This is a genomic window from Sediminibacter sp. Hel_I_10 (assembly GCF_000688335.1).
Classification (GTDB): domain Bacteria; phylum Bacteroidota; class Bacteroidia; order Flavobacteriales; family Flavobacteriaceae; genus Psychroserpens.
In genome coordinates, this window is record NZ_JHZX01000001.1 from 3,856,968 (window position 1) to 3,877,960 (window position 20,993).

A 20,993-nucleotide genomic window follows, 5' to 3' on the forward strand; every position below is an offset into this window, starting at 1 on the left:
GTTATTTTTGTTCTTTCATCACTTCCAATGGAACAGCTACCTTGGTGTGGTCCCATGCCATGGTTAGCTCTAAATTATCTGTACTGTTGTCAATGGCAATAGTAAATTGCTCAACGGGTTGATCTAACTTTTCAACAGGTACATCAATTTCTAAAATATCGTAATTGGGATCCCACATAGGCTGCATTTGTTCATCTACACCCCAAGGGTATTGTTTCGTATTGAAAATCACATTCCAAGTGGAGTCTTTTGGTACTGTCCATAAAGTATACACCCCTACAGGTAAATAAATCCCTTGAACCATCAAATCTTTGTTAGTTTCAAATGTCGTAGCCTCATTGGCACCAGTACGCCAGACTTTTCCGTAAGGAACCAATGCTCCAAAAATCTCACGCCCTTTTTTTGAAGGCCTATTATAGAATACATTTAATTTTAAGTCATTCATCTTAAACTCTACAGTATCCTTCGGACTCAAACGTGGAGAAAATATATTTTCAACAAAGTAAGAGTAGCAAAATAAACCTATGGCAATAATGAAAAGAAATATTAGTAGGCGTTTTAAAAACGTATTCATAGCAGGGGATTTCTCTTTATTGTGAGTGTAAATATAAATGAATTTGATTTTTTGACTAAGCTCTTAACGTTGTTTTCATATAAAAATTTAAAAAAAAGCGAAAAACTTTGCAACACTGTATCATTTGTGTCGTCCTTTAAATGAACTATAATCAATCAAAAGAAGTTTGAACGCCTTACAAGTGGATATTATTGAACAATGCAAGCGTAACGATCGTAAAGCGCAATTGCAATTATACCAGCAATATTGTGATGGAATGTATGTTGTTGCAAATCGATTTGTAAGAGATTCTATGGAAGCTGAAGATATCGTTCAGGAATCTTTTATAAATGCTTTTGCCAAACTAGATCAATTTCAAGCAGAAGTAACTTTTGGAGCTTGGTTAAAACGTATCGTGATCAATAAGAGCATCGATCTTCTCAAATCTAAAAAGCATATGCTGCAAGATTTGGACGAGGTGCACCTTAAAGTGGTTGATGAACCTTATGAGAACGAATGGTTGGTAGATGATACTATTAGCATTGAAGATGTCAAGCAAAGTATGTCACAATTACCAGAAAAATATAGAGTAGTGGTGACGCTTTATTTAATGGAAGGTTATGACCACCAAGAAATTTCCGAAATTCTAGATATTTCAGAAATAGCATCAAGAACACAGCTTTCAAGAGGAAAAGCAAAGTTAAAAGCACTTTTAAAACCTATGTACAATGGCACAAGATCTTAGAGAATTATGTAATACTGAAGGGCAAGACAAGCGAAGCACATCGATGCCGAAAGGTCATGAGGCGCGATTTCTCTCAAAATTAGAGGAGACTTTCCCTGAGCACAGCATAAAAAAATCGAATTCTGTTTTATGGCGTATAGCCGCAAGTATTGTGATACTTATTGGTTTGGGATTTACGACATTTAAATATGTTAATCCTACTGAAATGATGCCCTCCGATGTAGTGACGCAAGACAGTCCCTCACATGAAACGTCACTAAAATCTTTAGGAGATGTGTCTCCAGATTTAAAAAAAATAGAACATTACTATTTGGCTAACATTAATTTAGAGCTGTCAAAGGTCAAGTTAACAGAAGACAATAAGGAGTTGTTTGATGGCTATGTGTTTCGTTTGGCAGAATTGAATAAAGAATACAAAAAGCTATCGTTAGAATTGACAGAAAACGGCCCGAATGAACTTACGGTAAGTGCACTTATCGATAATTTGAAATTAAGGCTTAATTTATTATACCGCTTAAAAGAACAATTGGGTGAATTAAATAGTTCAACCGAAACATCATCATCAAAAAACATCAGTTAAATCAACAAAAGGAAATCTGAAAGCTTGCAATACCCAAAATCAAATGACGCGTTTGGTCGTTTTCAGATTTCTTTTAAAACTTAAAACAAATGAAAACAAATCTTATAAAATTAGTGCTGTTTGTGTTTACATTGAACCTAGGAGCACAGCAAAATAACATCAAATTATCTAAACATATAAAAGTAACTAAAGACGTTACAATTGATCTTAATACCAGTTACGTTCAATTAGAAATTGATACTTGGAATAAGGATGAACTTGAAATTGAAGCCTTTGTTGATGACAAAAAATTATCTGGAGACGCTTTAAAGAATGCTTTAGAACATTGGAAACTTAAAGTAGAAGGTTCTGGAGATTATGTAAAGATTTCTTCGGAAGGAGCTCAAGGTACTTGGAGTAGTCTCAATGATTTAAATATAAATTTAGAATCTTTAAATCTTGATTTGGAAACTATTTCGAATCTCAGCGACTTCGAATTTGGATTTTCTGAAATGCCAGAAATGCCAGAGCTTCCAGAATTACCAGAAATGGTGCATATGGATGTTCCTGAAGTACCAGAATTACCAGAGTTACCAGAACTTCCGGAAGGCGTCCATACCATTAGTTTTGATGCTGAAGCTTATAAAGCTAAAGGAGAACCTTATTTAGAAGCTTGGAGCAAAGACTTTGAATCTAAATACGGAAAAGTGTATAAAGAGAAAATGAAAACTTGGGCCCGAAAAATGGCAAAGGTAGATTTTAAAGGCTATGAAAAACGAATGGAAGTTTGGGGCGAGAAATTTGGTCAACAGTTTGGTGAAGATTATGAAAAGAAGATGAAAGCGTGGGGAGAAGAATTTTCAAAACGCTTTGATGGAGAATGGGCAAAAGAAATGGAGGCTTGGGGCGAAAAATACGGCAAGCAAATGGAAGAGCGTGCTAAACAAATGGAGGCCAGAACAAAATCTTTAGAAGCGAGAGAACGAGCAATACACCAACGTCAATCTATGGTTAATGATCAAAAGGCAAACTCAAAGCAGCACACTGAAGAGGGCATAAAACGTGTTATCAAAATCAAAATGCCAAAAAAGGCCAAACTGAAAATGAACGTAAGACACGGTGAACTTAAATTGTCTTCTATAATCCATAACCTTAAAGCAGATTTATCTCATACGGGACTAATCGCCAATCATATTAACGGTATGAGCACGTCTATTAATGTGGCCTATTCTCCTGTGCACATTGATTTGTGGAGTCAAGGGGAACTCAACTTAAAGTTTGTGCAGCAGGCATATATTTCCAATTCAGAGCAATTAATGCTTAATAGCAACTCCTCTAACATCACCATAGACAATCTTTCTCATAATGCTATTATCAATGGTAGTTTTGGCGATCTGGTGATTTCTAAAATTTCAGATGATTTTTCAAACCTTAACATTGTATTAGAAAATAGTGATGCCGTAATCACGCTTCCCAAAACAGATTACAATGTGTATTTTAAAGGGAATCGATCTAAATTAAATAATGAGACCACCACCCAAAAAACCATTGAAAAAACAAGTAGTGGCGTTCGCTCTGCCAAGAGCATCGTTTTAAATACCAAATTTAGTGATGTCACTTTAAAGGATTAAGATAATGACGCTCTGTGCCTTGATTTAGTGTTAAATACAATTTAAAAGATTATTTTTATTCTGTTTTAAACCAACCGAAATCATGGCACGACACTTTTCATCCTTTTTTGTTTTACTTTTTTTAACCGCATGTTTTTCTTGCAAACAAGATAAACCAACAGAAACTCCTAATGAACAATCTTCAGCTTATGCCGAATTTATTGGCAATATGCACGAAAATGGCTTGACTACAGGTAATGTTTTGGTATATGAAAATGGCGAAATCATTTATCAAAATGCTAACGGACTCCGGTCTATAGCTCCAATAGACTCACTTGATTTAAATTCACAATTTCGTTTGGCATCTGTGAGTAAGCAGTTTACAGGGATGGCTATCATGAAATTAAAAGAAGCTGAGCAATTAGATTACGACCAAAAGGTCAATGCCATACTTACCGATTTTCCGTATGATCAAATTTCTATTAGACAACTGTTGCACCACACATCAGGATTAGCAGACTATGAGCGGTTGATGCATGAGACTTTTGTAAGAGAAGATTCAACCAAGCAGTATATTTTGGGTAATGATGAAATTTTAAAACAGTTTTATCGCATCAAGCCAGAATTAGAGTTTCAACCAGGAGAACGTTGGGAATATAGTAACACTGGGTATTTATTATTGGCGTCTATTGTAGAAAAAATCTCTGGACAACATTTCAAGGATTTTTTAAAAGAAAAAATCACAGATCCTATTGGGATGGACCACACAACGCTTTACAAGTACCAGATTGCTGAAGACAAAAAGATGCCAAATCGGGCTTATGGCTATACTCTAGAACTCAACCAAAAAGACTTTAGCGCTAATGATTATGATTTTTTAAATGATGTAAGAGGGGATGGCGGCATTTATTCTACATTAGAAGATCTCTACAAATGGAATATGGCCTTAGCAAATCATACCATAATTTCTAAAGCCTATTTAGATGAAGCCTTTACGAGTGGCCAATTAAACAATGGTGAAAAAACCAATTATGGATTAGGATGGTTTATAGAATCTGAACCCAATGAACCTTTGGTGGTCAGTCATTCTGGCGGTTGGGTAGGTTTTGCAACCTTTCTTTACAATGAAATTGATGCTAAAAGTGGTTTTATAGTGCTCACAAATGCTTCCGGAGAAAATTATGGAGCGTTAGTAAAGGGGGTTCAGGCTATAGAAGCTGGTGAACCTTACAGCATTCCAAAAACTAAAATAAGTAAGGTTATGGCTAAAACCATTTATAATACTGGTATTGATAATGCCATTAAGCAATATGGAGAATTAAAAAACACTTCAGAAGAGACCTTTGATTTTAAAGAATCTGAATTGAATATTTTGGGATATGGACTACTTAATGCGAACAAGGTAAATGAAGCCCTAGCGGTTTTTAAGCTTAATGCAGAAGTATATCCCGAATCGGCCAATGTTTATGACAGCTATGGTGATGCCTTGTTAGAAGCGGGAGATTCTCTGAAAGCATTAGAGCATTTTAAAAAGTCCTTTGCTATGGATAATTCATTAGATTATTCCGAAGAAAAAGCAGAAGCTTTAGAAAAATTACTGATAAAAAAATAAACATTAAATGAGTCATTCTCTCGAAACTCTATTGACTGAAATAGAGGTGAGTTCTGTTTTAGAGGCTTCAATTTCAAAAGACAATTACGTTGCCATAGATCTTTCAACAACCAATCAAGAACTAAAAGATATAGATGTATCCTCTTCGGAAACTTTAGGCCTTTATATCAATAGGCATATCAAAAAAAGTGACGCAACTGTTGCTTACGGTGGCTATATTGAAACCCGAAACATTTACAACAGAAGCACTTACTTTAATTCGGAACAAAAGGATACAGAACGGAACATTCACTTGGGAACTGATTTATGGTTGCCAGTAGATGCTCCCATCTTTTCACCTATTGATGGCGTAGTGCACAGCTTTCAAAATAACAGAAATCATGGTGATTACGGGCCCACCATCATTTTAGAACATCACATTGAAAACTCTAGATTTTATACACTTTATGGGCATCTTAGTTTAGATGCTCTTAAAACCATTAAAGTTGGTGAAACCATAAAGAGAGGATCAAAAATTGCGACTTTAGGGCCGCCGCTATTCAATGGCGATTATCCACCGCATTTACATTTTCAAATAATTAAAGATTTAGGGAATCACAAAGGAGATTATCCTGGGGTTTGCTCAATAAGAGATTTAGAGTTTTATAAAGGAAATTGTTTAGATCCGAATTTAATATTGAGACTCTAAAACCAGCATTTTATTTGGCAATGGTAAAGGTAAAGGTACTGCCTTTTCCTTTTTCTGACTTAAGAGAAATAGTACCTCCTAATTTTTCAACCAAACTCTTCACCGTACTCAAGCCAATCCCGGTGCTTGATTTTCCGTTATGACTTTTAAGCGTCTTGAAGATTTTAAATATGACGTCTTGCTTGTCTTTTGGAATCCCGATACCATTATCGCTCACAGAGAATTTATGAAAAAACAAATCAGAATTGTATTTAATTTCTACAACTCGTTCTTTACTAGTGTTATACTTTAAAGCATTGTCAACTAAGTTGATGAGTATTTGATATATAGCAGGTTTATTGATGTTTTTTATAATAACATCTTTAGGATACTTGAGCTTGTCTTCTTTTGTAATTAAAATGTATTCAATATCATCAGCTAGCTCTTCTACAGAAACATCTTGATTTTGATTTTTAAGTAGTTCATCAGATTTGTAATACATTAAGATCCCGTCAATATAATCTTTTAACACGGTTGTAGATTCTTCGATATAATCTAAATATACCTTAGATTCTTCTGATAGACTATTTAAATCATCTGCACGCAGTAACGCCGTCAAAGAGGTAATATTGGCCAAGGGTGACTTTAAATCGTGCGAGACATGACCCGCAAAATCATTGAGTTGCTCGTTTCGTTTTTGAAGTTCATTTTCAACGCGTTTGTGGTTAATGTTCTTTTTTCTTAATTCAAAAAGGTTGACCACTTGAGTGCTCAAGATTCTTATAGCCTCCTTTTGTTGATTGTCTAATTCACGAACCTTATAATCATAAACGCAAATGGTGCCTAAGATGTAACCATCTTTATTGGTCAAGGGGATCCCTGCATAAAAGACAATTTTATTATGAGTTACTAGTCTCGAATTTTTAAATCGCTTGTCTTTTCTAGCATCGTTAATAATAAGTAAATCTTGTTGCTGAACCGTGGTATTACAGAAGGAAATTTCTCTAGCGTAATCTTTACTATAAACCCCTAATTTTGATTTGAAGTAAAATTTATCATCTCCCATGATCGAAATCAAGCTTACGGGAACATCACAGATCATAGCGATCAACATATTGATATTATCGTAATCACTCTCAGGCTCAGTATCAATGATTTGATATGAGTTCAAGACCTTTAATCGTTCGTCTTCACTATATTTCGTCTCTATGGGCTCCATTTGTAAGAAAAAATCTTCGACAAGTTACGTACGAAAATATAAATACCGCGTTTTTAATACGTTAAAAATTTTCAAAAACTCCAAGTCCAAATAATGCAAAGTCATATTTCACAGGGTCTTTAACATCTAATTTTCTTAAACTAGTGTCCAATTCCTTAACTGCCTTGGCATCATTTTGTTTTCGTTTCAAAAGCCCTAATTTTCTTGCAACATTACCAGAATGTACATCCAATGGGCAAGATAATTGGTGTGCAGATAGACTTTGCCAAATCCCAAAATCTACTCCATTTTGATCCTCCCTAATCATCCAGCGTAAAAACATATTGATACGTTTCGCTGAAGAATTTTTTAAAGGATCACTCACATGTTTTTTAGTTCGCTCCAGATGTTCAATTTCAAAAAAATGTTTTTTAAACTCATGTATTGAATGTTGAAGACTGTTTGTCTTCGAATGTTTTAAAAATACCTGCTCCAAGCCACCATGATGTTGATAAATATGATTTAAACTTCTCACAAATTGAATAAAATCGAGTCCATTAAAAGTGCGATGCACAAATGGCATTAGTTTTTCTAAATCACTTTCTTCGTGATTTTTAATAAAGTCAAAAGGGGCTTGGTCTAATAAATCCATCATTTTATTGGCATTGGTAAGAATGCTCTTTCTATTTCCCCAAGAAATTGTTGCCGTTAGGTAGGCGGCTATCTCAATATCTTCTTTTTTTGAAAACCGATGCGGAATTTGAATAGGGTCACTCTCAATAAATTTAAGGTTATTGTATTGTAAAACTTTAATGTCTAGAAAGTCTTTAAGCTCTTCTTTTCTCATTATTATTTTATTTGAAGATAGCAATCGTTTAAAAAAGAAACGAATAATCTTTTAATACTGCCACTTCATGCACAAAAAATGTATGTATAGTATTGTATAATAAAGCTATAAGGGAGTTTAATTATACAAATAGTATTTTTAATTGCTTGATTAGTTTACCTATAATATCCAATACTTGTAATCTTACATTGGTTAAATTATCAAAATTAATTGTATTAGTGTTTTACAAAGTAAAAGCTAATGTTGATAAGTGAATTTTTTTCATAAAATTTTAGTTTAAATTATTTACTCAACCTTATCATATCTACAAATTTATAGCATAAAATATTTTTTGAGTAGCCCATTCGGACAAATCAATAGCCTATTCGGACACATAATCGGTTTGTGTGAACACTTTATCGATGATTTTATGTTTTAGCCACTAATTTTAATGGCTATTTTACACAAGTTAAAATCAAGCTAGTGAGCTTTTTATAAATTTTTGGTTTAAGTATATATAGAATACGGCAGACTCTTAGTCTTATAGGTTATCGGGACGCACTTCTGAAGGGAGTTTTCCGTGTTTTTTCTTGAAAGTAGCACTAAATTTACTAGAGCTTTCATAGCCCACTTCCTTAGCGATATGTTTTATTTGCATAGTAGTATTAACTATAAGTTGCATAGCCAATTCCATTTTTTTATCAATATGGTATTGCAGTATTGAAGTTCCGTAAACCGATTTGAAATCCATTTTGAGCTTAGAAGAAGATATATTGAATATTTTGGCAAGTGCATCAATCCCAATAAACGGTTTGTATAATTTTGTAGAAACCATTAACTCGCATTTTGAAATGGCATTATAATCAACAGTGCTTTTTTCCTGATACTCGTCGGTTCTTTTATCGGCAAAAACATTTTTAAAAAAGGCAGATATTAAGCTTAACGTTTGTGCTTTTAATATCGTTTTGTTAAAAGCATCAGTATTAAATGTTTTTAACGTGTGTAAAATCTCATGAGACAATCCTTGGGCATTGGGGACAATGTCTGAATAAGTAATAAACCCTTTATCTGAATCTAAAAACTTTTTAAAAGGAATCTTACGGTCTAATGCGTCTAAAGGTACATTTTTTTCAATCCAGCTCGGACTTAAATAATAAATATAAAATTGGCATTTTGATCCTTTGTAAAAACAAGCACCTACATCTGTTCCAGGTTTTTTGAAACCCCAAAATTTGTTTTGAAAAGGGACCTTATCTATAAATCTATTTTGAAGTTTAACCTCGCTGTCAAATACGGTAAAAGTGATTGAATAATGATCACTAGGAATTTCCTTGGCATAATTGGATTTAATTACGGTGTCGTACTTAAAATCTAAATTAGTGATGGTAAGCCATAAACCCTCATCAATTTTTCTATAGCGCATTTCTCCTTTAATAAAAGGATTGTTTCTATAAACCACTTGTTCCTCAGTATCATGTTTACTTCCTGGCGATTTAATGGTAGATTCTATGAATAACTCGGGCGTGTTTGCTAAATATGGAAACTCAAAAAAACCATCTTTATAGAACCTGAAATTAGGCTTAATAAGTTGATACCATTTTGATATGTTCATGTTTCTATCTAATTGTTATTTCTTTTTTAATTTTAAAAAGCATTTTTTTATTCATGATTTATTATAACATGAAAAGGCAAATTATTAATAAATGTTATTAAACATTAGAAATAATGCCCTTTCTCTTTTTTTTAGTGAATCGTATCATTAATCCAAAAATACCCATTTGTGTCAGTCTTAGTGGGAAAATAGTTAAACTTTTATCAGCTATTTACTAGTTTTATGAAAAAAAAAAATGAAATCATTCACCATAAGCTTATTTACAGCAATACTCTTCATTTTACCAATTACAAACCATTCTCAAAATCAAGGTCTACAATGGTTAGATATTGAACTGAGTAATTACAACTATCCTTATAAAGTTAATTCCGTAACGCTTGATATTCAAGATCAAAAACTTGATATGGTATATATGGATGTTCAACCAGATAACTATAATGGCAAAAACGTTCTATTACTTCATGGCAAAAATTTTAATGGAGCGTATTGGGAAACGACCATAAAAGCTTTAGTTAAAGAGGGGTATAGAGTGATTGTTCCAGATCAAATTGGTTTTGGAAAATCTTCAAAACCAGAACATTTTCATTATACCTTTCAACAATTGGCCTTAAATACTAAAAGTCTATTGGATACTTTAAAAATTAGTAAGGTTGCGGTTTTAGGACATTCCATGGGAGGGATGTTGGCCACAAGATTTGCCTTAATGTTTCCTGATACTGCGGAAAAATTAATTTTAGAAAACCCAATCGGACTAGAAGACTGGAAATTAAAAGTGCCATACAAACCTGTAGAATGGTGGTATCAAAATGAATTGAAAAAGGATTTTGAAAGCATTAAGTCTTATCAAAAATCAAATTACTATGATGGGAAATGGAAACCAGACTATGATCAATGGGTCAATCTTTTGGCAGGTTGGACTTTAAACTCAAGTTATAAGCGTATCGCATGGAACGCAGCGCTTACTTATGATATGATCTTTACACAACCCGTAGTGTATGAGTTTGATCAACTAAAAGTGCCAACCTTGCTGATCATTGGTACTAGAGATCGTACTGCTTTAGCTAAACCTTTAGTTTCAGAAGACGTGAGACAAACCATGGGATTATATGATCAATTAGGAAAAGAAACCTATCAAAAAATTCCAGATGCTCAATTAGTTGAAATCCCTGAAATAGGACACCTTCCACATATCGAAAGCTTTGATGCCTTTATAGAGCCCTTAAAAAAGTATCTAAAGCAATAAAAATTCAAAAGGTCTTGGCTAAGAGGGTTTTCAAGGCCACTAGATACAATGCTTTTGATATGGTTTTTTTCTGAATTTAAAGCTTGACTCCAAATTTAAAGCTTGACTCCAAATTTGAAGCCAAGCGAAACGTTGAAATGATTTTGATTTCCTGTTTCCTCTAAAATATGTTCATTAAAAAAATTTTCGGAATAATCATCCATAAGGTTGTGTATGTCTGGGTTATACATTCGGTTTGGATTTTTGATCTGTTTGAAACGAAGACCAAACCCGCCATAAACATCAAAATATAGCGCCTTTCCAATAGGTAAATTCAGACCGTATTTTAGATTGAAAATGTTTGCTTGTTTTTGAACAATTATAGGTTCATTCCTATAAAAACTTAGGTCTTCATTAGTAATAATATAGTCAATATTATCTGTAAATTGAGTTCTCAAGAAACGTGCCTCTAGGCCAATATAATCATTGATATTTGGATTTGAGGAAAGATGCAGAAGGTTGTAATATTTAATTTCAAACCTTAAGGAGTGCCCTTGATCTTTAACTCTTAACGAATTAGAAGAAGTTGAATTTGGATAAATGTATTGCATACCATATTCTGCACTAACGCTAAAGTTGTCCCTAGGAAAGTACTCTGTGCCAAGCGTCACTGTTGGTCTAGAAAATACATCTATTGCCCTTAATGGAGACGTGTAAATAAATATGGTATTACGCTTAAATGGCGCTATTTTCTCTTTGGTGGTATACAGTTGATTTAGGCTAGAATCCTCAACAAATCTAATATTATGGGGATAGGTAAAACGCTTTTCATTAGTTAAATCGACAAGTATCCCCAATCCATAAGTGTATGGAATATTTAAAAAAAGCAATCCTGAAGTTTTGCGCTTAAAATTAAATTGAGCCGTGATTGAATCCTGCAGGACTTCAAAACTAAGCGAATCTTTGGATCGTATAGGATGAATTTTTACAAACGCTTCGTCTAGAACTAAGGTGTCTTTCTTATAGATAATTTTACTATGCTCAGGAGCGTAAATTTTTACTTTGGTGGTCTTAGAATTAAGAATGGTGGTGCAACTACTTAATAGAAGCATCGACATGAAAAGCCACGAAATATGTTTGAGCATTTGTTTTAAGATGATGATTGCTCTAAAGATGCGATTAACATAGAAAGGTTGCGTAATGCAATATCAAAAATTTAGAAAATTTTTGAACGGAACTATATTAAAATCTTACCGTCAACCATGGTCAATTTACGATCTGCCATATCTGCTAGTTCTTCATTGTGGGTAACGATCACGAATGTTTGACCAAATTCATCTCTTAATTTAAAGAAAAGGTTATGGAGATTCTCTGCAGATTCGCTATCTAAATTACCAGAGGGTTCGTCTGCAAAAATGAGTTCAGGGTTATTGACCAATGCTCTTGCAACTGCAACACGCTGTTGCTCTCCGCCTGATAGTTCGTTGGGTTTGTGATGGTATCGGTTAGAGAGGCCTAAAAAGTCTAAAAGTTCTTTTGCTTTATGTTCTGCTTCTTGTTTTGATTTTCCGAAGATAAAAGCAGGGATACACACGTTTTCTAATGCAGAGAACTCAGGTAACAATTGGTGAAATTGAAAAATGAAACCAATGTGCTGATTTCTAAACTTAGCCAGCGCTTTATCTTCTAAACCAGGTATTGCTGTATTATTGATAATCAACGTGCCATCGCTCTTTGGATCAATTTGGTCTAAAGTCCCAAGAATTTGAAGAAGCGTTGTTTTTCCAGCACCAGAGGCGCCCACTATAGATACAACTTCGCCTTTTTCTATATGAAGATCTACGCCTTTTAATACTTGTAGATCACCGTAATATTTATGAATATTTTTTGCTTGTATCATTCGCCTTTTTAAGAGATTTCAATGTAGCACATAATATAGAATTACACAATCTATGAATTAGATTTCTTAGCTCCTGAAAATAAGCTTTTGATTTGGTTATAATCCACAAAATACTGCAATCTCAGTGAAAAGAAATGAAGTGTGGGTTGCTCAAATAAGGTACTTAGACTCTCGCTATAGGTTCTAGAAGATACGCGATCGTTATTGAACAATTGATTTCGATAAAGGGCGGTCAAAAAACTACCTGGGGCAAATTGCCAAGTATAATTAATGTCAATATTCCAAGTGCTAAAATTAACATCAGAGCTTTCAAGGTTCAAGTCTGAAAAATTATTTGGGGATTTTGCTAACCGGCCATTGTCCTGTAGTAAATAGGGGTGGTCTTCATAAGTTACGGTACTCCAATAATTTCTAAACGTAAGTCCTAAAGAATGTAAAGGATTAAAACTGTAGGTCCCACGAATGCTATTGATCATGGTCACTTGGTCCCGCTGTCCAAAAACAATAGCGTCGGCCAACGAGTTTGAATTATTGGCATAACCACGATCCCTAAAGATCTCATTGTATTCAAATCCAAATACCACTAATAAATTGTTATTGAAACGCACTCTTGGTCTGAGTTCAAAATAAGCCTGACGCGTTTTTCTATCGTCCTCAATAATCATAGAACCACCAATATTGGCATCTATTGCAAACGTATTATTGTAATTTGAGGAGATGTAAATTCTCGAGCTCAACAAGTTTTCATAAATAAAATAACGGCCTTCGACTCTTGGCTCAAAATAGTCATATTGTTTTCCTGGCTCAAAATTGATTTCTGCTCCAAAATTATGGAGGGATTTACTTTGAGCATTAAACTCTCCACCAAAACCTTTACCCGTATAGGTGTTGGGGTTGGCTAATCTGGTATAGTTAATATAGGTACTCCAACGGTAGTTGTTTAAATTTTTAGTAGGCTTAAAGGTTTGAAAATCAAAATCTACCCCAAAATTATTGAAGTTATTTCTAAAGATGAGTCCTAAATCATTATTGTCAAACTTTGTATCGGCATAAGAATGATCAAAACTATATCTATAGTTTCCATGTATTTTACTTGCCATAAAGAATGAGCTAAACCCCTGTGATGTACCTTCTGCTAGGTTAATATTGCTCACTCTAGCTCTTCCGAAGAGATTATAGGTATTTCTTTTATTGGTAATATCTGCAACAACGGCTGTGACGTTACCATCCCTAAAATGACCATTTCTAGTGACATTGGTATTGATCAAACTTACCGAAGAATTTTGATTAAACTGTTGATCAAGAACTAAGATATTATAGTTTGATAAGGGTTCTACTAAGGTTTCTCTAGAACTTTGATTGATGGTGTCTCGAACGGTTGCATAGGTCTTTTCTGTAATGGCGTTAAAAAAACCAACGCCTAAACCATTTTTTGTTCTCCCGGAAACTTTAGCGGCATTAAGTACTTTAACGTTGCTAGGGTAATTTACCACGGTTTCATTATCTTCAAGAATAACTTGCCCAATAGGAGAACTACCAACCCGTCTAGAAAAAAACAAATCGCCTTTGTTAAAAAGACTCACCCCTTCGGTGAAAAATTGTCTTCGCTCTGAAAAGGTTTGTTCAAAGGGACCTAAATTGAGCTCTACATTATCAAAGCCTGCTTGACTAAAATCAGGGATCAAGGTCATATCTAACGTAAAATTCTCGGTGATACCGTATTTCACATCAAGACCAAATTTAAGATCGGTGTCCGTTGTACCATCAAAACTATTTAATAGGCCTGTTGTAAATGGATAAAAAGCCAATCGGGTAGGGGGTTCTATATTTTTTAAATTATTGAGTTCGCCATGGTATAGCCCAACATTGCCTTTGGTGACATCTATAGCATTCCAAGTATATTGCGAGCGATAACGTCTAAAAAAACGATGAAATTGGATGCCCCAAGTTTGAACTTCTCTATTTGCAAAACGCAAAGCCCTATAAGGTATTTTCATTTCAAGCGTCCATCCTTCATCGGTCATTTGTACTGCACTTTCCCAAACGCCATTCCAGCCAAAATCTTCGCCATTACTAGGTGAAGCCGTAGCATCTGCTTGAACTCCAGAGCTAAATACAAAAAATTCGGTATCATTCTGTGCGTCGTTATTGGGGTTGAGAATAAGACCGAAGAAATCGGTTTGTCCAAAATCATCTCGACTTGTAATCTGGCTCATGATTTGTGAGGGGTCATCATAAAGATAGGCTGCTAAATAGATCGCATCATCATCATAACTCATCTTAACAATGGTTCTATTAGAGAGCGAGTCTTTAATACCTGCATTGGGTTTGAACTGGGTAAATCCAGAAGCTATATTAGCTTTTAACCAAATGCTATCATTAAGATTTCCATCAATTTCAGGAGCTATTTCAGTACGTTCAATTTGTAATTGCTTTTTTTCTTGTGCGGAAATTTGAAGACCAAGAAAACATAGTAAAAAGATAAGAATAGAGAGGAAACGCATGATAATATAAGTAGCGAAAAAAACGCTTTAAGTTTAGTTAGATTTGTTAGGATTGCAAATCTATCGAGGAGTGCTTGGCTTTTGTCTTAAGTAAACGTTAAAATGATACATTCGTAATAGGATACGAATGTATTATGAATTTTATAATTGAAAGTGCAGAATTTAATAATAAGAACTAAAATCAATAACCTCCTATAGGTTCATGATTTTAATTAACACTTGTTTGACGAACTGTCAGTCTCGTTTTTCGGAATGAGTTTTGATATTATAATTGAGAACTATTAAAATTATAATGAACTTAGAAACACTTTCGAAATATAAAAAATTGGTCTTAGGTATCTTATTTGATGCTTTAGGCTTTGTAACATTTTTCATCCCTGGGATAGGGGAGTTTGCAGATGTCATATGGGCGCCTGCCTCTGCCTATTTGATGACAAAACTTTATAAAGGGAGACCTTCAAAAGTAGCAGCAGTCGTATCATTTGTAGAAGAAATTTTGCCTTTTACAGATGTCATCCCAACATTTACATTAATGTGGCTTTATACTTATAAGTTTTCCTCAGAGCGGAAACAAGATACTTTAAATTAATAGGCTCATTTCAAACCTAAAAGAAAACCCTTCTAACCTATATTAAAGGATAGAAGGGTTCTTTCATTTACAACCTTAATAAGGTTGTTAGTTGGATACTGTATAGTTGAAAGAGCCTTCAGCATCTGTTGCGCCTCCAGCATTATTGATTAAACCTTCACTAACGCCATCTGCTGATTTATTAGCTTCATGGCGTAATATGACGTTTAAAGTGCCAGAAGCAGCTTCTCCAGTAATGAAAATAGTTTCTATACCAATTGGATTGCCATCACTATCGGTATCATTATAGCTAAATTCGATATTAGATCCTTCAGAAAATACGTAGAAAAACTGGTGATCTTCAGCTTCTTCTGCAACTTCTAGCGTAATATCCTCAGCAGGTGTTTCAATTTCGTTTAAAACTTTGACCGTACCGCTATAAGTGGTAAATGCTGTAAGTTCTCCAGAAGCTGTGGCTACAGGAACATTTGGGCCATCACCATCAATATCGGTAGAAGTAAAAATTACAGGAGTGCCTGTGCCTTGTGGTGTTAAGGTTAAACGAACTGTTGTAATTACTTCTTCTTCGTTTACAGGTACAGGGTTGCTGTCATCATCTGAACAGCTTGTAAATGTTGCCACTCCTAAAATTGCGATAAGAAAAAATTGTTTCATTGAATTAAATTTAGATTTATGATTTATCATTTGTTTTAAATTAAATACGTGTGATATCATTAAAAAGGCTTTTAAAATATTAATAATTAAGTCGTAACTGTAAAGCTACATTTCTACCTAGGTCATCAGCAAAATAACGCAGTCGGTTGAGATAAGATCTGTAATTAGTGTTTAATATATTGTTGACACTTAAAGCAACATTTAGTTGAGTTGCTTCGGAAATTTTAAAATTTACATCACTGTAAAAATGAAATAAATGGAAAGCTGGTGGCGGTGAGCTAACATTTAATAAAACGGTTTCCTGAGTTTCTGTAACAAAAACTTCGAAATTGTTGTTTGGAAAATTGGTTTGCTCAAAGACCCATTCGCTTTTAAGAGTTGCGCTAAAATTATTCCAATTAGCATTTTTGTAAGTCAACTCATTAATGGTATTGAAAGCAGGAATATCGATGATAGGGCGATTGTTTTTGAGATCGTTCGCTTTTATAAATGAAGTCTTGTCTTGAATTCCCCAATTATCAGAAAGGCTATAACCGGCATAAACATCAATACCATAAAACTGAGCATTGGTTTTTTTATAATCCCAAACGGGAAACGCGCCACGAATGGTTTGCTCAACTCCAGTAGGCTCTAAATAAATAAAGTCACTAATGTGATTGTAATAAGCCTCTAAGTTCAGTTTGAAATTGGTTTTTGTATAGTTATAAGTTACAGAAAACCGATTTGAAAATTCTTGCTGCAAACTCAAATTCCCAAGCTCTATACGTGCTGCAGAGTGATGCAAACCATCGCTAAACAGCTCCGATACATTTGGTGATCTACTAGATAAACTATAATTACCCAACACAGTACTGTTGTCATTCCATTGATATTTGGCACCTGCCGAAGCTGACACATTATGGTAATCTAAAACAGGATTGGTCAACAATTGAGTTTCAAGCTCTTCAATTACAAATTCAGGAAACAGTTGATCATAACCACGTTCTATCCATCTTGATGTTCGGTAAAATTTCTTGGCATCAATTCTGTTAAAATCATATCTAATTCCGGCATCTAGAGTTAAACGATCTGTCGTTCGCCATTCTGTAGTAAAAAATGCGCCCAAATCGTATTTATTGTAATCGGGAATTAAACGCCTAACACCGGTCCCAGGATTGGCAAAGTTATCTTGATAACGCGCCATAACCCCAAAATGGTGTTTAAAATAAGAAGAGGCATCTAAAATAGCATCTGCCTGTAAGGTATGCGTTTGGAGTTTTAAGTCTAAGGCTGGTTTGTCTTTGTTTTCTCCTCTTCTGATGTCGAATTCAAAGCGTTGATTATTTTGATAATCATACTGTAAATTCACTTTTCCGAAGTTTTTAAATCGCTTGTAATAAGACGCCTTTACCAAATGATGGGTGACATCTTGCTTAGGTGAATTAATATCATAACTAAAATCCTCGATAGTATAAGGCTTACCAGAATTAATTGCTGTTACCAAATCGGCTACACTACCAATATGAGATGATTTCAAAATACCAATTTCATTATTGAGATAGCTATAATATACTTCGAAACCAGATTCAAATTGCTTTTTGCCTAAACGAAAAGAAAGCCCTTTAGATTTTAGCCCTGTATTTGTTAAGCTATAGTCTGGAGCCTTATAATCACCATTTTGTTTATAGCTGCCTTGCACCGTCGCAAACCATCCAGAGGCATAAGTTTTATGTAAATTGGATGAAATACTATAATTACGCCCATTAGATTGCCCATTAATAACGCTACTTCCATAGAGCGAATCTTTTAAAATAATTCTAGAAGGCTTAATCACCACAACTCCGCCAATGGCATCTCCGCCATAAGCAAGTGCAGCAGATCCTTTAATTACCGAAATTTGATCTGCTGTATTGATGTCAATATTTGGAGCATGTTCAATCCCCCATTCTTGATCTTGGAGACGAACACCATTATTTAATATTAGTAATCTGCTACTGTGCATACCATTGATCATTGGTTTAACAATGGCATTTCCTGTATTGATGGAGCTCACTCCAGACACTTCCTTTAAAGCATCACCTAGATTCAAGGCGCTATATCGGTTTAGCGTTTCAGATTCTAAAACAGTTTCCTGCGCCGTTTTAGTAACGTCTCTTGATCCATTACTTATTACCGAAATTTCATTCAATTCTTCAGTATGGTGTTCCATATAAATGGTTTCCTTTCTATCGGAATTTATGGTATAAGTTGTGGTTTTATCTTCACAGGCAATGTGAGAGATCTTTAAGATCAACGGACCTTCACAAAGGTTGTTGATGGTAAAGTTTCCGTCGAAATCTGAAGTCACATACTTTTGAGTAGACTCAATGTATATGGCTGCAGCAGCTATTGGCGAGTTGTCGTGAAAATCAATCAACTGCCCCTCAAACGTATAAGTGCAATCTTGTGCAAAGCCAGATCCAAAATGGATCAAAGCCAAACAGCATAAAAAATATTTCATGTAATGGTGTTTAGTGTAAGTATATTTTTAACAATATGCTACTAAACACGGTGGTCCTCGAAGGTAAGCGGTACGTTGCTGATGACCATTTAAAAAGGTATAATGTTCAAGATTTAACTCTTGAAATTGTTCTGAAATAAAAATTTCGTAGTTCGCAAATTCAAAACTAAAGTTAGTGTTGAGTTTGAATTTATAAAATTCGCAGTCTAAATCCAGTTCGTGTAGATGACTTTGATTTTCTCCTTTACAAACCACATGTTCGTGGTTTTCAAAAGCATGCGCCAGCTTTACAACACTAGGCAAAAGCAAAGCCATCACTAAAACTAATAGTGAGACTCTAAGTGCGTTATGTGGTTTGTGCTGATTCATTAATCTATAAAAGTTCCTAATCCGAAACGTCTGAGCATTTTTTTTTCAAATTCCCAGAAAAATTTAAATTGACCAAATAGCCAACCAAAAGACACTAGTAAAACCTGATAAAAAATGAGTCCAATGATAATGAATAAAACCCAATAGAGTATTGGGTTTAAGTTTTCTTTAGTAATTCCGATGAGTTTTATAATAGGACGTCCCACAAACACTGATGATGATCCCGTTAAAGCAAAAACGATAAAGATGCGAATCATCTCCCAACGATAGGTTACCACCCATTTATGCTCTAATTTTTTAAAAATGAACAGTATCAATTTCAGCAGTAAGAAAAAAAGGAGTGCGGCAATAGCTATCGTTATTATAATAGAAACAGCGGGCAATATTACTGAGGCCAATTTAAAGACGCTATAGCCCAAGCCAATTATCCCTAGTAATGGAAATAACAATTGCCAATCCTCTTGAATCTCCCAACGTGCCTTAAAATTTTTTAACATAGCTAAAATTGCCATGCAAAGATAAAAAGACCTTATTAAATTCTAGGTAGAAAAGAAGACAAACGTTGATCATAAGTTAATTGAAAATAGGTGAAGTAGTTAAAAAGCTTATAGTTAACCTCGTAACCGTAATCTATATTTGAACGATAATCGATTTGCAACTCGTACAAATTAGGATCAAAACGTTGTGGTTGCAGTACTCTTGTGTTCCAAGCATTTACCCACTGTATGTTTCTAGCCTCCATGTAGGATTGGGAATAATAACCTTCTGGTCTCGCGATACTTGCCAACCAGGTATTAAATCCAGGTTCAATAATGATGATTTCATATTCGAGATCATCATTGGCAATTTTAACGATATCTTCCTCAGGGATATTTTCAAGATCAGGTGAATTGGATACATAATTTGATGTGCCACAATTAAAAAGGGTCAGCGTTAAAAGGAGTGTGATTACTTTTTTCATCTTTTTTATTTTAAAGTTACAAAATTAGGCGGTTGAAACGACTTCAATCCCTCTGCGAAATTAGATCCAAAGTTCAGGTTTTAAAACCTGAAATGAGTGAAACCATCTTTTGGCTGAGGGAAACAAATAAGCCAAACAAATTGTTTGGCTTACGTATCCTTTTAAAAAAATCGTCTATGCACTTCATATGATCCTGAAATCATAAAGGCGCATTTATTTTCCGCCAAAAAGTCCACCAAGCATTCCGCCTAGTCCGCCTTTGTTCTTGTTTCCGCCTAAAACCATGCCCGCAACATCGTCAATAACGCTACCGTCATTATCGGCATCTAAAATAGCTTCTAAAAAGCTTTGCTCTTGTTTGGCAGAGTTACCCCCAAGAAGACTGCCTAGCATCCCTTCAAGTCCACCAGCACTATCAACGTTTTTTTCTTTAGTCTGTTTTGCTAACATTCCCATCAAGATTGGTGCTGCAACTTTCAATATTTGGGATACAGATCCTAAATCCATTCCAGATTTGGCACTCAAGGTCTGTTCTACTGTACTTTGTTTTCCTCCTAAAACATGACCTAAGATTTTACTCCCGTCATTTAAAACGTTAGCATCGACACCTCCACCAAATAATCCGCTGAGATTATTAAGAATACCGCCGTCATGTTTATTTGAGTTTAAAGCGCTCATAAGACCTTGGGCGCCTTCTGGTGTTGCTGCGTTGCGTTTCATTGCTGTCATCAATACAGGTAATGCCATGGTCAAAACACTTTGTGTTTTGTCTTCAGGCTGATTGGTTTGATTGGAGACCCCACTAATAATGGCTTTTCCTGTCTCGCCGTTTAGTAAATCTAAAATTCCGGACATAATATTTTGTTTATATGGACTAGTAATATACAAAAAAAGCCCGTGAATTTGAGATTATCACGGGCTTTCAAAAGTGAG

General features: G+C 34.6%; 20 protein-coding genes. 7 read left to right on the top strand and 13 right to left on the bottom strand.

The annotated features are described in order from the left end of the window. Position 1: 1 nt before the first annotated feature. Positions 2-574 carry a DUF2911 domain-containing protein gene (locus P176_RS0117410; RefSeq protein ID WP_026755900.1) on the bottom strand — a complete coding sequence of 191 codons (573 nt, stop codon included), beginning with the start codon at positions 572-574 and terminating at the stop codon, positions 2-4. A gap of 166 nt (positions 575-740) precedes the next feature. Here P176_RS0117410 and P176_RS0117415 point away from each other — a divergent pair, with 166 nt between their 5' ends. From P176_RS0117415 to P176_RS0117435, 5 genes are all read left to right on the top strand, one after another. After that, positions 741-1,298: an RNA polymerase sigma factor gene (locus P176_RS0117415; RefSeq protein ID WP_037349030.1), complete on the top strand. Its 558-nt coding sequence runs from the start codon at positions 741-743 to the stop codon at positions 1,296-1,298. Next, positions 1,282-1,878: a hypothetical protein gene (locus P176_RS0117420; RefSeq protein WP_026755902.1), complete on the top strand. Its 597-nt coding sequence runs from the start codon at positions 1,282-1,284 to the stop codon at positions 1,876-1,878. Before P176_RS0117415 ends, P176_RS0117420 begins: the two co-directional genes overlap by 17 nt. Positions 1,879-1,967: 89 nt before the next feature. Continuing rightward, on the top strand, positions 1,968-3,488 hold the full coding sequence (locus tag P176_RS0117425; protein ID WP_026755903.1) for a hypothetical protein: 1,521 nt from the start codon (positions 1,968-1,970) through the stop codon (positions 3,486-3,488). Positions 3,489-3,570: 82 nt separating this feature from the next. Further along, the gene (locus P176_RS20150; protein WP_051605556.1) at positions 3,571-5,079 is read left to right on the top strand and encodes a serine hydrolase domain-containing protein; all 1,509 of its coding nucleotides are present in this window, start codon (positions 3,571-3,573) and stop codon (positions 5,077-5,079) included. A 7-nt stretch (positions 5,080-5,086) separates the two neighbouring features. Further along, positions 5,087-5,767, top strand: coding sequence for a peptidoglycan DD-metalloendopeptidase family protein (locus tag P176_RS0117435; protein WP_026755904.1), 681 nt, complete (start codon positions 5,087-5,089; stop codon positions 5,765-5,767). Positions 5,768-5,777: 10 nt separating this feature from the next. On the opposite strand, the gene P176_RS0117440 is transcribed toward P176_RS0117435, so the two are convergent. The 3 genes from P176_RS0117440 to P176_RS20620 form a co-directional block, all read right to left on the bottom strand. After that, entirely contained in the window at positions 5,778-6,965 is a 1,188-nt protein-coding gene (locus P176_RS0117440; RefSeq protein WP_026755905.1) for a GAF domain-containing sensor histidine kinase, read from the bottom strand. A 61-nt stretch (positions 6,966-7,026) separates the two neighbouring features. Beyond that, the gene (locus tag P176_RS0117445; RefSeq protein ID WP_026755906.1) at positions 7,027-7,791 is read right to left on the bottom strand and encodes a TIGR02757 family protein; all 765 of its coding nucleotides are present in this window, start codon (positions 7,789-7,791) and stop codon (positions 7,027-7,029) included. A 520-nt stretch (positions 7,792-8,311) separates the two neighbouring features. Next, positions 8,312-9,382, bottom strand: a complete 1,071-nt coding sequence (locus P176_RS20620) for an AraC family transcriptional regulator (RefSeq protein WP_026755907.1) — start codon at positions 9,380-9,382, stop codon at positions 8,312-8,314. A 235-nt stretch (positions 9,383-9,617) separates the two neighbouring features. Between P176_RS20620 and P176_RS0117455 the strand changes: the two genes are divergently transcribed. Then, positions 9,618-10,625, top strand: a complete 1,008-nt coding sequence (locus P176_RS0117455; RefSeq protein ID WP_051605557.1) for an alpha/beta fold hydrolase — start codon at positions 9,618-9,620, stop codon at positions 10,623-10,625. 95 nt (positions 10,626-10,720) lie between these two features. Here P176_RS0117455 and P176_RS0117460 read toward each other — a convergent pair whose 3' ends face one another. From P176_RS0117460 to P176_RS0117470, 3 genes are all read right to left on the bottom strand, one after another. After that, positions 10,721-11,749 carry a hypothetical protein gene (locus P176_RS0117460; RefSeq protein ID WP_026755909.1) on the bottom strand — a complete coding sequence of 343 codons (1,029 nt, stop codon included), beginning with the start codon at positions 11,747-11,749 and terminating at the stop codon, positions 10,721-10,723. Positions 11,750-11,841: 92 nt separating this feature from the next. Next, the gene (locus tag P176_RS0117465; RefSeq protein WP_026755910.1) at positions 11,842-12,504 is read right to left on the bottom strand and encodes an ABC transporter ATP-binding protein; all 663 of its coding nucleotides are present in this window, start codon (positions 12,502-12,504) and stop codon (positions 11,842-11,844) included. Positions 12,505-12,554: 50 nt separating this feature from the next. Further along, positions 12,555-15,008 (bottom strand): DUF5916 domain-containing protein, encoded by a 2,454-nt coding sequence (locus P176_RS0117470; RefSeq protein ID WP_026755911.1) that lies wholly within the window; start codon positions 15,006-15,008, stop codon positions 12,555-12,557. 292 nt (positions 15,009-15,300) lie between these two features. On the opposite strand from P176_RS0117470, the gene P176_RS0117475 reads away from it, so the two are divergent. Next, positions 15,301-15,597, top strand: coding sequence for a hypothetical protein (locus P176_RS0117475; protein ID WP_026755912.1), 297 nt, complete (start codon positions 15,301-15,303; stop codon positions 15,595-15,597). Positions 15,598-15,684: 87 nt separating this feature from the next. On the opposite strand, the gene P176_RS0117480 is transcribed toward P176_RS0117475, so the two are convergent. The 6 genes from P176_RS0117480 to P176_RS0117505 form a co-directional block, all read right to left on the bottom strand. Continuing rightward, the gene (locus P176_RS0117480; protein ID WP_026755913.1) at positions 15,685-16,251 is read right to left on the bottom strand and encodes a hypothetical protein; all 567 of its coding nucleotides are present in this window, start codon (positions 16,249-16,251) and stop codon (positions 15,685-15,687) included. Positions 16,252-16,330: 79 nt separating this feature from the next. Continuing rightward, entirely contained in the window at positions 16,331-18,730 is a 2,400-nt protein-coding gene (locus P176_RS0117485) for a TonB-dependent receptor domain-containing protein (protein WP_026755914.1), read from the bottom strand. A gap of 27 nt (positions 18,731-18,757) precedes the next feature. Beyond that, positions 18,758-19,099 (bottom strand): hypothetical protein, encoded by a 342-nt coding sequence (locus P176_RS0117490; RefSeq protein WP_026755915.1) that lies wholly within the window; start codon positions 19,097-19,099, stop codon positions 18,758-18,760. After that, positions 19,099-19,611, bottom strand: coding sequence for a DUF6787 family protein (locus P176_RS0117495; RefSeq protein ID WP_231481291.1), 513 nt, complete (start codon positions 19,609-19,611; stop codon positions 19,099-19,101). The genes P176_RS0117490 and P176_RS0117495 overlap by 1 nt, the downstream gene beginning before the upstream one ends. A gap of 20 nt (positions 19,612-19,631) precedes the next feature. Next, entirely contained in the window at positions 19,632-20,060 is a 429-nt protein-coding gene (locus tag P176_RS0117500; protein WP_026755917.1) for a DUF6146 family protein, read from the bottom strand. Between the two features lie 213 nt (positions 20,061-20,273). Further along, positions 20,274-20,915: a DUF937 domain-containing protein gene (locus P176_RS0117505; RefSeq protein ID WP_026755918.1), complete on the bottom strand. Its 642-nt coding sequence runs from the start codon at positions 20,913-20,915 to the stop codon at positions 20,274-20,276. Between the last annotated feature and the right edge of the window lie 78 nt (positions 20,916-20,993).